Annotated in this window: 5 protein-coding genes; all 5 read left to right on the top strand. The window is 41.6% G+C overall.

The genetic code is table 11. The annotated features are described in order from the left end of the window. Positions 1 to 24 precede the first annotated feature (24 nt). Entirely contained in the window at positions 25 to 990 is a 966-nt protein-coding gene (locus GNE10_RS04220; protein ID WP_185563793.1) for a cupin-like domain-containing protein, read from the top strand. 34 nt (positions 991 to 1,024) lie between these two features. Next, the gene (locus GNE10_RS04215) at positions 1,025 to 5,683 is read left to right on the top strand and encodes a type I polyketide synthase (protein ID WP_185563792.1); all 4,659 of its coding nucleotides are present in this window, start codon (positions 1,025 to 1,027) and stop codon (positions 5,681 to 5,683) included. A 98-nt stretch (positions 5,684 to 5,781) separates the two neighbouring features. After that, positions 5,782 to 7,443, top strand: a complete 1,662-nt coding sequence (gene panP, locus GNE10_RS04210; RefSeq protein WP_185563791.1) for a pyridoxal-dependent aspartate 1-decarboxylase PanP — start codon at positions 5,782 to 5,784, stop codon at positions 7,441 to 7,443. Positions 7,444 to 7,445: 2 nt separating this feature from the next. Then, entirely contained in the window at positions 7,446 to 11,963 is a 4,518-nt protein-coding gene (locus GNE10_RS04205) for a type I polyketide synthase (RefSeq protein WP_185563790.1), read from the top strand. Further along, the coding region (locus GNE10_RS04200; protein ID WP_185563789.1) for a type I polyketide synthase at positions 11,956 to 13,948 on the top strand (1,993 nt) is incomplete at its 3' end. The genes GNE10_RS04205 and GNE10_RS04200, both read left to right, overlap by 8 nt.

Genomic DNA, 13,948 nt, shown 5'->3' with positions numbered 1-13,948 from the left:
GAGAAACTAATTGGTAGGCTTGATATGACTATAGAATCACCTCTTTCCTTCTCCAAGATTATTGGACTGATTTTTGCCACAATTATGTTGAGTATCCTTACAAGCTCAGTTATCTACCTGCTAAAAAGGATGTGGCGTAAGAAAAAAAGTAAGTTGATATGGACGCCTATTTCTTCTGTTGATCGTCGTAGCAACCTCTCTTATGATGAGTTCGTTCGGGAATATGCATCTATTGGAAAGCCTGTGATCATCACTGATGTGGTGAAAAACTGGAAATGCTCAACAAAGTGGACTGTGGATTTCTTCAGATCAGAGTACGGGTCCGCAGTGGGTCAAGTGCTGGATTGCGACACTCTAACTAAATCTTCCATGACTATTGCTGATTACCTCGATTACATGACTCTCAAAGAGCGCGACAAATTGCTCTGCTTGGAACGCTTGTTAATTCAAGATTATCCTGAGCTTCGGGAGGACTACAAAATTCCAGTGTATTTCCCCGATCTCTTAGAGAGAATACCAGAAAAGCTTAGAAGGAAATATAAACTTGAACCAGGTCATGTCCTCATAGGTCATAAAGATACATCGATAGGTCTTCACTGTGATTCCGGTCATGAGAATGCATGGGTAGCAGTGATTTCTGGGAAAAAGCGAGCTGTTTTGTTCTCACCAGATCAACAAGATTTTTTATACGATGGAGAAGTTGACACCTTCAACCCGGATTTAGAAAGGTTCCCACTGTATAAGAATGCCAATCCTGTAGAATGCACACTAAACCAGGGAGAAATCATCTACATCCCCCCAGATTGGTGGCATCATGTGAAGAATATCGAAGAGGCTATCACCTTGCAACGCAACTCGGTAGATCAATGGAACTCAGAACTAGTTTTCCAAAGTTTTATTGAGGCTGATGGAATAAAAGGTCATCTTGTACCACTGATTATAGAATTTCCCTGGCTAGGCAGTTTTCTATTTGCTATTGGGTTACTCTAATTTCGCAGTTAATAATATTAAGATATTGAAAATAATGATTGACAACTTAGACATCGCAATCATTGGCATGGTTGGCAGGTTCCCCGGAGCTAAAAATATTGATGAATATTGGCAAAATCTGCGAAATGGGATAGAGTCAATTACTTTTTTTAGTGATGAAGAATTGCAAAGTTTGAGGATAGAAGCAACGGTGCTGAGTGACCCTAACTATATCAAAGCAAAACCCATCATCGAAGATATAGAATTGTTTGATGCTTCATTTTTTGGCTTTAATCCAAAAGAAGCAGAAGTCATAGATCCGCAACATCGCTTGTTTTTAGAGTCGGCTTGGGAAGCTTTGGAAAATGCTGGTTACGCCAATGCTGAAGGTTCCATTGGAGTTTATGCTGGCTCAAGTATAAGTGCATACTTATTTAATCTTTATTCAAATCCTGACGTTGTTGCATCAGCGGGTCAACTGCTGATAATTGGCAATGATAAAGATCATTTGTCCACACGCGTATCCTATAAACTTAATTTGAAGGGGCCAAGTTACACGATTCAAACTGCTTGCTCAACTTCATTAGTTGCTATACATATTGCTTGCCAAAACTTGCTAAATAGCGAATGTGATATGGCTTTAGCTGGTGGCGTTTCTATAAATTTGCCCCACAAAAGTGGTTATAAATATCAAGAAAATGATATTCTTTCGTCTGATGGTCACTGCCGCGCCTTTGATGCCAAAGCTGAGGGAACTGTTTTCGGTAGCGGTGTAGGAGTTGTAGTCTTGAAAAGATTAGAGGATGCGATCGCAGATGGTGATTGTATTCATGCCATCATCAAAGGCTCTGCAATCAATAATGATGGGTCTTTAAAAGTTAGTTATGCAGCACCCAGCGTCGATGGTCAGGCAGAAGTAATTGTAGAGGCGATCGCTAATGCGGGAGTAGATCCCGATACTGTCACCTATATAGAAACCCACGGAACAGGGACATCTTTAGGAGATCCCATTGAAATTCAAGCCCTGACTAAAGCTTTTCGTGCCAGCACCGAAAATAAAAATTTCTGTGCCATCGGTTCGGTAAAAACCAATATTGGACATCTCGACCGGGCAGCCGGTGTTGCAAGTATCATCAAGACCATCCTTGCACTTAAACACAAGGAAATACCACCTAGCTTGCACTTTGAAGAACCCAATCCACAAATAGATTTTGCCAATAGTCCTTTTTATGTCAACACCACACTCTCTGAGTGGAAAACTAATGGCATTCCTCACCGGGCAGGAGTTAGTTCTTTTGGGATTGGTGGGACTAATGTTCATGTGATTCTTGAAGAAGCCCCTGCCGTTAAATCATCCGATCCTGCTCGTCCTTGGCAGTTGTTACAGCTTTCTGCCAAAACTAGTACAGCTCTGGAAACTGCTACAGCTAATCTACTTGCTCACCTACAACAGCATCCAAATTTAAACCTGGCTGATGTCGCTTACACTCTAAGTGTGGGTCGTCGGGTTTTCAAACATCGCCGGATGGTGGTTTGTCAAGACATGGAAGATGCACTAAAAGTGCTGACCACTCAAGATCCACAACGAGTCTTCACCCACTACGAAGAACCCCGTAATCGTTCTGTAGTGTTTATGTTTTCTGGGCAGGGGACACAGTACGTAGATATGGGCAGGGAACTCTACCAGAGTGAACCCATCTTTAAACAGCAAATTGATTACTGTAGTGAACTGCTGAAACCACACCTAAATATTGACCTGCGCCATGTACTTTATCCCACTGAAGTGCAGAAACAACAGGCAGCAGAGCAGCTAAAACAGACTTTTATTGCCCAACCAGCACTATTTGTCATTGAATACGCCCTCGCTCAGTTGTGGATGGCGTCGGGTGTGCGTCCTGAAGCGATGATTGGTCACAGCATTGGAGAATATGTTGCCGCAACTTTAGCCGGAGTTTTCTCACTCAAAGATGCCTTAGAACTAGTGGCGAACAGAGGAAAACTGATGCAGCAACTCCCCAGTGGGGGAATGCTCTCAATTCAACTTCCGCAACAGGAAGTGCAACCTTTGCTCTTGCAGGAATTATCTTTAGCTGCAATCAATGCCCCTTCCTACTGTGTGGTTTCGGGCCCAACAGCAGCGGTGGAACAATTGCAACAGCAATTACAAACAAAAGGCGTAGGATGTCGGCGGCTGCATACTTCCCATGCTTTTCATTCCCAGATGATGGAACCCATCGTTGAGCCTTTCATCCAGTCGTTACAAAAAGTCAAACTCAATTCTCCCCAAATTCCATTTATCTCTAATGTGACTGGGACTTGGATCGCAACAACCCAAGCAACAGACCCCAACTATTGGGCAAGGCATCTGAGAGAACCTGTGCGTTTTAGTGAGGGGATTGCTGAGTTAACTAAAGCACATGAACGCGTCCTACTGGAAGTAGGCCCTGGACGGACGTTAAGCACTTTTGCCAAACAACATTGGATAGAAGAATTGACAGCGCTCACCTCACTTCCCCATCCACAAGAGCAACAGTCGGATGCAGGATTTTTCCTCAACACCTTGGGTCGCCTGTGGCTTGTGGGGGTGCAAGTGGATTGGTCAGGTTTTTACGCCAATCAACGACGCCATCGTATTCCTTTACCAACCTATCCTTTTGAGCGTCAGCGCTACTGGATTGAGGCAAACCCAAAAGCTGCCTTAGCAACGGTACCGCAAGAAACGCTAGAGATAAAGCCAGATATTGCTGATTGGTTCTATGTTCCTCGTTGGAAAGAATCCATGCCCCTTGAGCTTTTTCAACAAGAAGAACTAGTAAAGCAAAAGTCATGCTGGTTGGTTTTTGTTGATGCCTATGGAGTTGGGGCCGAAATCGCAAACCGACTGGAACAATATGGCCATGATCTAATTATTGTCAAGGAAGCAGAGCAATTTGCCCAACTCAATGACCGGGAATATACTATTAATCCCCAGCAACCGGGTGATTATAATGCCTTATTGGAAGCGCTCCAAGCTCAAGATTTGACCCCCCAAGCGTTCGCCCATTTCTGGAGCGTTACACCCAACGCTACTTTGCCCAGCAACAAATCACCGGATGAGTTTTTTGAAGATTGCCAGAATCTCGGTTTTTACAGTCTAATGTTCTTGGCAAAGGCACTTGCAGAACGGAATATAACTGAGGCTATCAAGTTGATGGTCGTTACCAGCGATGTACACGACGTAACTGGCCATGAGAGGTTATGTCCTGAGAAAATCACAGTATTAGGATCGTGCAAAGTGATTCCACAGGAATATCCCAATATCGCCTGCTATAGCTTTGATGTCGTGCTTCCAGAATTTGGAACCACCGGATCACAAAAACTGATAGACCACTTACTAGCAGAATTTACAGCCCAGCCAACAGACTTAATAGTTGCTTACCGGGGACATCATCGCTGGGTACAGACCTTTGAAGCCGTTCGCTTAGAAGAGAGGACCGCTGGCAAAACCAGGTTGAGGAAAGAAGGCGTTTACCTAATCACTGGTGGACTTGGTAAGGTTGGTTTAGCACTGGCGGAATATTTAGCCGAGACAGTACAAGCTAAATTGATTTTGCTGGGGCGAAAGGGTCTTCCTGAGAAAAACCAGTGGTGTCAATGGTTGACGAATCATGATGAACAAGATCGTGTCAGCCAGCAGATCCGCAGAGTGCAAGCACTTGAGGCTTTAGGTGCTGAGGTTTTGGTAATCAGCGCCGATGTGGTAGATGAACAACAAATGCAGAATGCGATCGCGATCGCTACTGAGCGCTTTGGTAAAATTCATGGTGTCATCCATGCTGCGGGCAATCTCAAAGGTGTACTCCATTCTATTCAACAAACTTCTAAAGCTGAAGTTCAAAAGCAATTTGAACCCAAAGTATATGGAGTATTTTTATTAGATAAACTCTTGCAAGGAAAAGAGCTTGATTTTTGTCTATTAACCTCTTCTTTAGCATCCGTGTTAGGAGGTTTAGGATTTATTTCCTACAGCGCAGCGAACTTGTTTATGGATGCCTTTGTTCATAAGCATAACCAGACTACTAATTCTTGCCCTTGGTTTAGTGTAAACTGGGATGATTGGGGCATTAGGGAAGAACAACAAGATACAGATATTGAACAAACTTTACCTAAATTTTTCATGACACCAAAAAAAGGGGTAGAAACTTTTAGACGTGTGTTATCAATGTCTAAAGTATCTCAGGTTGTTGTCTCAACTGGAGACTTGCAAGCTAGAATTGACCAATGGATTAAGCTGGAATCTTTACGAGATACAGAATCCTCAAATCAGGGAAATTTATTCTCAAACTATCAAAGACCAAACTTACATACAGCATATGTTGCTCCTAGAAATGAAGTGGAGCAAACCATTGTAAATATCTGGCAAGAAGTACTTCATATTCAGGATTTAGGTATCCATGACAATTTTTTTGAACTTGGTGGTCATTCCTTACTTTTGATTCAGGTTCATAGCAAGATGCAAAAAATATTTCAACGAGATTTATCCTATGTTGAAATGTTTCAATATCCCACGATTAGCCAGATGTCTAAATATTTAACCCAAGAACAAAGCGAGCAACTAGCTTTTTCACAACATTCTAACCGAACTGAAAGCAGGACGGTTGCAATAAAGCGCCAAAAACAAGCCAGACAAAATCATCGGGCAGCAGCAAATAAAAAAGGATTACCATCTCAATAGCTCAAATAGACTAGTCTTTGACTATTGGAAGTTAGTTTCATAAATAATCAAATCATTGCCTCAAAGAGTAAAAATATTAGATTATTCAAGGACAAAAAATGACATTGAGTAAACAAGAAATGTCCAATCAAAATAACTTGTTGATGACGGAGCCAACATTGCATTATGGGATAGAAAAAAAAGTGATGCAACTATTTGCTCCATCAAGTCAATCATCCTCAGTAGAGGGAAAGATAGATAGGCAGGTTGCTACTTTAATAGATGATTTTTTAGGTGAAATCAATGTTAATACTGATATTAAGCTTGATTGTTTAGTGGAAAAATTCAGTAATAGTAAAGTCCCTGTTGACCCATCAAATTTTGAAAGCTATTTCAATTACTTAGCTAACAACGTCGTCGCCCATTCAATACATACATCTTCTCCACGATTTATCGGTCACATGACTTCGGCGCTCCCTAGTTTTGTGGGGCCTCTAGCGAAACTGATGACGGCGATGAATCAAAACGCTGTTAAGATAGAAACCGCTAAAGCCCTAAGCTTCTATGAACGTGAAGCTTTGGCAATGATGCATCGACTGATTTACAACTTTTCTGATAATTTCTACACACAGTATATTCAAAATAGTCAAAGTACATTAGGAATTTTAGTTTCGGGAGGAACAGTAGCAAATATCACAGCTCTCTGGTGTGCCCGTAATGCTTCCTTGGGAGCAAAATATGGCTTTTCTGGTGTAGAAAAAGAAGGTTTAGCCGCAGCCTTAGATTTCTATGGCTACAAAGGATCTGTGATTATTGGCTCAGATTTAATGCATTACTCTTTTGATAAAGCTGCGGACTTTTTAGGCATTGGTACGCATAGTTTAATTAGAGTATCTACTGATTGTAACAATCGAGTTAATATAAAAGAACTGCGCCAAACTGTTGCCGATTGTCGTGCAAAGAAACTACATATTATTGCGATCGTAGGCATTGCTGGGACAACAGACTCCGGTGGGGTGGATTCCCTTGCGGACATCGCAGATATTGCACAAGATGCTAATGTTCACTTTCATGTAGATGCTGCCTGGGGCGGGCCACTAATTTTTTCTGAACAACATCGCCATAAACTTGCTGGTATTGAACAGGCTAATTCAGTAACTATTGATGGACATAAACAACTTTATCTACCAATGGGAATTGGTATGGTTTTTCTACGCGATCCGCATTTAGCCAAAGCGATCGAAAAACAGGCTAGCTACACCATGCGGGAAGGATCATTTGATTTAGGTAAACGTGCCCTAGAAGGTTCTCGACCTGGTATGGCTTTATTTTTACATGCTGGACTAAATCTAATCGGACTTAAGGGATATGAATTTTTGATTGATGAAGGAATTCGGAAAACTCAATATATGGCAGAGCGTATCCGTGCTATGCCAGAGTTTGAGTTACTAGCACAACCGGATATAAACCTTCTAATCTATCGCTATATCCCAGAGTCATTGAGAGGGCTTAGTAGCATAAATCAGTTGAGTGAAACTGACAATCAACTAATCGATCGCTTGAATGAGCGTCTTCAGAAAAGCCAGCGCCAAGCCGGTCGTACTTTTATCTCCCGAACGACGAAAACAACTACTTGCTTTGGCACAGAAATTTCTATTTTGGCCTTGCGTGCGGTGATTGCTAATCCCCTAACTACTGAAGATGATATCGATGCCGTTTTAAACGATCAAATTCACATTGCTAGTGGTCTACGAATCCAAAAATTCCGGGAAAGTTATTAAATATGACAAATGGTTTTAATATTTTAAGTTCTCAAGATGCAATAGCCATAATTGGTATAGCAGGACGTTTTCCTGGAGCACAAAACGTCGATAAGTTTTGGCATAATATACGAGATGGTTTAGAGTCTATTTCTTGTTTTACTGATGAAGAATTGGTGTCTAATGGTATAGACTCTACAGTTTTTAATAACCCCAATTATGTCAAAGCAGGCACTGTAATAGAAGACATAGAATTATTTGACGCGGCATTTTTTGGCTTTACTCCCAGAGAAGCAGAAATTACAGACATACAACACCGTATTTTTCTAGAATCTGTTTGGGAAGCTCTAGAAAATGCTGGCTATGATTCAGAAAATTATGCTGGTCAAATTGGTCTTTTCGCTGGTGGAAATATCAGTAGTTATCTATTCTCAAACCTCTATCCAAACCAGGATTTGCTCAAATCTATAGACAGGTTGCAAATTTCTATTGGAAATGATAAAGACCATCTACCTACACAAATCTCTTACAAGTTAAACTTTAAAGGGCCAAGTATCAATGTTCAAACTAGCTGTTCTACGTCATTAGTTGCCATTCACTTAGCTTGTCAAAGTTTGCTGAATGGCGAAAGTGATATTGCTCTGGCTGGTGGGGTTTCGATACAAGTGCCACAAAAAGTTGGCTACCAATATCAAGAAGGAGGAATCAATTCTCCTGATGGACATTGCCGATCCTTTGATATTAATGCTCAAGGAACTGTTTTCGGTAATGGTTTGGGTGTCGTGGTGTTGAAGCGACTAGAGGATGCGATCGCAGATGGTGATTGTATTCATGCACTAATCAAAAGTTCGGCTATCAATAATGACGGCTCTTTAAAAGTTGGTTATACGGCTCCTAGCGTCGATGGTCAAAGGGAGGTAATCTTAGAGGCGCTTGTGTTAGCTGGAGTTGAACCTGAAACTATCACTTATATTGAGGCACACGGAACCGGAACTTCCTTAGGAGATCCGATTGAAATTGCTGCTCTCACCCAGGCATTTCGTGCCAGCACGAACAAAAAATGCTTCTGTGCCATTGGTTCAGTTAAAACTAATATCGGACATTTAAATACAGCAGCTGGTGTGAGCGGTTTAATTAAAACTGTCCAAGCCTTAAAACATAAACAAATACCGCCCAGTTTGCACTTTCAAGCGCCCAATCCTCAAATAGATTTTGCCAACAGTCCTTTTTATGTCAATACTCAATTATCTGAGTGGAAAACCAACGAAATTCCTCGCCGCGCTGGAGTAAGTTCTTTTGGTATTGGTGGGACAAATGCTCATGTCATTCTCGAAGAAGCTCCTGTTGTTGAACCATCTGGAACTTCTCGCCTCTACCAATTGTTGCTGTTTTCCGCCAAAACCAGCACAGCTTTGGAAAGTATTACAGCTAATGTAGTTGCTCACCTCCAGCAAAATCCCGATATTACCCTAGCCGATGTGGCTTACACCCTACAAGTGGGTCGTCGGGCTTTTGAGCATCGCCGCATAGTGGTTTGCCATGATATAGATGATGCGCTGAAAGTGCTGACCTCCCAAAACCCAGATCGGATTTTTACTAACCACCACAAGCCAAGTCACTGTCCAGTTGTATTCATGTTTTCTGGACAGGGGACACAATACGTAAATATGGCGCGGGAACTTTATGAAGAGGAGACGACATTTCGGGAACAAGTGGATATTTGTTCAGAAATTCTCAAACCCCACTTAGGGATCGATCTACGCCATGTACTTTATCCTAGTGAAGACAAAATCCAAAAAGCTTTGCAGCAACTACAACAAACAGCAATTACCCAACCAGCACTGTTTGTCATTGAGTATGCCCTCGCTAAGTTGTGGATGTCATGGGGAGTGCATCCAGAGGCGATGATTGGTCACAGCATCGGGGAATATGTCGCAGCGGCAATAGCAGGTGTGTTCTCTTTAGAAGATGCTTTAACCATTGTGGCAACAAGGGGAAAACTAATGCAACAGTTACCCACAGAGAGAATGTCGGGGATTTCACCTTTACCAGGTGGCTTTGATTGTGCGATGGTAGAACCCATATTGAAGGCGTTTGTCCAGGCTGTGAAAACAGTGAAACTTAACCCGCCACGAATTCGCTTTATTTCTAATGTCACTGGCAATTGGATTACAAACGAGGAAGCTACAAATCCCAGTTATTGGGGTCAGCATTTGTGGCAATCTGTGATGTTTTCAGATGGAATATCTCAACTTTTACAACAAATTAAAGGAATTTTCTTAGAAGTTGGGCCAGGCGGAAGCTTAAGCACATTAACAACACAGCATTTAGAGTTTGATACAAAACAGCTCGTGCTGACTTCATTACGCCATGCCGAGGAAGAACAATCGGATATTAGTTTCTTATTGCAGACATTAGGTCAGTTGTGGTTGGCTGGTGTAGAGATAGATTGGTCTGGGTTTTATACTCATGAACAGCGTCATCGTCTACCTTTGCCGACATATCCCTTTGAACGACAAAAATACTGGATTGAACCCCAAAAACAAGAAATTGATCGCCATCCTACTCCAGTGTTACTGGGTAAAAAACCTGATATAGCCGACTGGTTTTACATTCCGTTTTGGAAACCATCTTTACCCTCAAAACCGCTAAAACCTAAAGAATTAGCATCTCAAAAATCGTGTGTTTTGGTATTTATTGATGAGTGTGGCTTGGGTACTAAGCTGGTAAAACAACTGGAACAACAAAAACAAGATGTTATTACCGTAAAAATTGGGGCAAATTTCACAAAGATAGACGAGTATCAGTATACCCTCAATCCCGATCGCAATCACGATTACAATACCTTAATCAAAGAACTTTTAATACAAGAAAAATTACCCACAAGCATTATTCATTTGTGGAACGTCACACCTGTTATTGAGAAAGAGTTAGAAATTGAAGAAGTTAAGAAAGCTCAAAAAACCGGATTTTACAGCCTGTTATTTCTTGCCCAAGCGTTGGGACAACAGGAAACATCTTTTGCAGTAAAAATTACAGTTATTTCTAACAACCTCCAGCCAGTTATAGGAAGTGAAATACTGTGTCCAGAAAAAGCAACCTTACTTGGGCCTATTAAAGTCATATCCCAAGAATACTCAAATATAAGTTGTCATAGTATTGATGTGATTCTTCCCTCACCAGGAAGTCGCCAAGAAGAAAAACTTGTAGAAAAATTGCTGACAGAATTATCAACTGTCAATTCTGAGAAAGTGATTGCTTATCGGGGTATGAATCGCTGGGTGCAAAGTTTTGAGCCAGTACGCTTTGAGCAAACTCAGATCGGAACACCGCGATTAAGGCAAGGTGGAGTCTATCTAATTACAGGTGGACTTGGAGGTATTGGACTTGTGATGGCAGAATACTTAGCTCAAACTGTACAAGCAAAACTGCTGTTGATTAGTCGTTCAACTTTGCCTAAGCGAGACGACTGGGAACAGTGGTTAGCAACTCACAATGAAACTGATAGTATTAGTCGCAAGATTATCAAAGTGCAAGAACTTGAACAGTTGGGTGCAGAAGTTTTAGTAGTGAGCGCTGATGTAAGCAACACGGAACAAATGCAAGCAGCGATCGCTCAAGCTCAGTTAAGGTTTGGTCAGCTAAATGGTGTTATTCACGCCGCTGGAATTCTCAAAGACAAGTCTTTTGCAGCTATTGAAAATATCACTCAAAGAAATTGTGAGGATCAATTTCAGCCGAAAGTAGACGGACTCTTAGTATTAAACAAGATTTTGCAAGATAAAGAGCTTGATTTTTGTTTCTTACTATCTTCCTTATCATCTGTTTTAGGAGGATTAGGATATGTTGCTTACTCGGCAGCGAATATCTTCATGGATGCTTTTGTACATCAACATAATCAGAAAAATTTAGTTTCATGGATTAGCATAAACTGGGATAGTTGGCAACTAGAAAAAGAAAATAAACAGAATACATCTGTGGGTACAAGCCTGAACGAATTTGGATTTAGTCCCAAAGAAGGTATACAAGCTTTTCAAAGAATTTTAAATTGTAATGAATTCCATCATTTAGTTGTTTCAACTGGAGAGCTTCAAGCTCGGATTGAGCAATGGATTAATCTTGAATCTTTTCAAAAGCAAGCATCTGGGGAACCAACAAATTTATTAGCGCTTCATCCTAGACCCGATTTACAAAACCCATACATTCCTCTCACTAATGAAATTGAGCAAACAATTGCTAAAATTTGGCAAGAAAATTTAGGCATAAAAGATATTGGTCTTTACGATAACTTTTTTGAATTAGGAGGAGATTCACTATTAATCATTCAGGTTCATCGTCAACTTGTGAAAACCCTGAACAAAAACCTGTCAATTGCTGATTTATTTAAATATTCAACCATCAGTGCGCTGACAAAATATCTTAGTGAGAAAAAAGTTCAAACCACAAAACTTCAACAAGTTAACGAACGTGCCAACAAAAAAGAAGTGGCTATACAAGAAAAAAGACAATTAATGCAACAAAGGAGGAAGGCAGATGGATAATCATGAAATCGACGATTCCATCAAAGGTATAGCCATCATTGGTTTAGTCGGTCGTTTCCCAGGAGCCAAAAGTGTTAGTGAATTTTGGGAGAATTTGTGCAATGGGAAAGAGTCCATTGCTTTTTTCAGTGATGAAGAATTAGAAGTTTCAGGCATAGATTCGGCATGGCTGTGCGATCCTAACTATGTTAAAGCTGCTGCTCGTTTGTCTGATATTGATATGTTTGATGCTTCCTTCTTCGATTTATCACCAAGGGAAGCTGAAATCATGGACCCGCAACACCGTATTCTCCTGGAGTGTGCTTGGGAAGCACTGGAAAATGCTGGTTATGACCCTAGAGCAGACAAAGAGTTAACTGGTTTTTACGTGGGAAGTAACCTGAGTATGTATATGTTAAACATACTGAGTTCCAACCCTGACTTAGTTAAATCGATGGGTTCCTCAATTTTATTTAGCAATGGTCAGGACTATGCCGCCACCAGAGTTTCATATAAGTTGAATCTGAAAGGCCCAAGTCTCAACATCAGCACAGCTTGTTCCACTTCATTGGTAGCTGTTCATTCAGCCTGTCAAGGATTACTAAACTACGAGTGCGATTTGGCTTTGGCAGGTGGTATTTCAATACAGTCATTGGAAAATAAAGGTTATTTCTATCAAGAAGGGGGTATAACTTCTCCTGACGGTCACTGTCGCCCCTTTGATGCTAAAGCTCAGGGAACTATTTTTGGTGATGGCGTGGGTATTGTTGTACTCAAGAGATTAGAGGATGCTTTGGCCGATGGCAACAGCATTCATGCAGTGATTAAAGGTTCAGCGATCAATAACGACGGTGCGGCTAAGGTGGGTTACACGGCTCCTAGTGTAGATGGTCAAGCTCAGGTGATTGCTGAGGCTCAGGCGATGGCCGGAGTTACCCCCGAAACAATTAGCTACATTGAGACTCACGGAACTGGCACAGCTTTGGGAGATCCGATTGAAATTAGTGCCCTTAAGGAGGCGTTTGAAACTAGTACCAACCAAAAAGGTTTCTGTGCGATCGCATCTGTAAAGGCTAATGTCGGACACTTAAATATCGCGGCTGGTGTAACTGGTTTAATTAAAACGGTGATGGCCCTCAAGCACAAATTAATTCCTCCCAGCTTACACTTTGAACAACCAAATCCGAAAATAGACTTCGGCGACAGCCCCTTTTACGTTAATAATACGTTATCGGAGTGGAAAACTAACGGAATTCCTCGTCGCGCTGGGGTAAGTTCTTTCGGAGTTGGGGGTACTAATGCCCATGTCATCTTGGAAGAACCCCCAACCTTCCAGCCTTCGGGAAAATCTCGCCCTTGGCAATTGCTGGTGTTGTCAGCTAAGACAACTACAGCCTTAGAAACTACAACAGCTAATTTAGTTGAACATCTAAAACAGCATTGTGATATTACTCTTGCTGATGTCGTACATACTCTACAAGTAGGTCGTCGGGCTTTTGACCATCGCTTGATGGTGGTTTGCCAAGACCTCGACGACGCGTTCAAAGCACTGACTACGCTAGATCCGCAACGAGTTTTTACCCACTACCAGAAGCCCTGTAACTGTCCAGTCGTGTTTATGTTTTCTGGACAGGGGACACAATACGTAAATATGGCGCGGGAACTTTATGAAGAGGAGACGACATTTCGGGAACAAGTGGATATTTGTTCAGAAATTCTCAAACCCCACTTAGGGATCGATCTACGCCATGTACTTTATCCTAGTGAAGACAAAATCCAAAAAGCTTTGCAGCAACTACAACAAACAGCAATTACCCAACCAGCACTGTTTGTCATTGAGTATGCCCTCGCTAAGTTGTGGATGTCATGGGGAGTGCATCCAGAGGCGATGATTGGTCACAGCATCGGGGAATATGTCGCAGCGGCAATAGCAGGTGTGTTCTCTTTAGAAGATGCTTTAACCATTGTGGCAACAAGGGGAAAACTAATGCAACAGTTACCCACAG

It is taken from the genome of Nostoc sp. 2RC (genome assembly GCF_014222165.1).
Lineage (GTDB): Bacteria > Cyanobacteriota > Cyanobacteriia > Cyanobacteriales > Nostocaceae > Nostoc > Nostoc linckia.
This window is presented reverse-complemented; position numbering and strand designations above follow the sequence as displayed.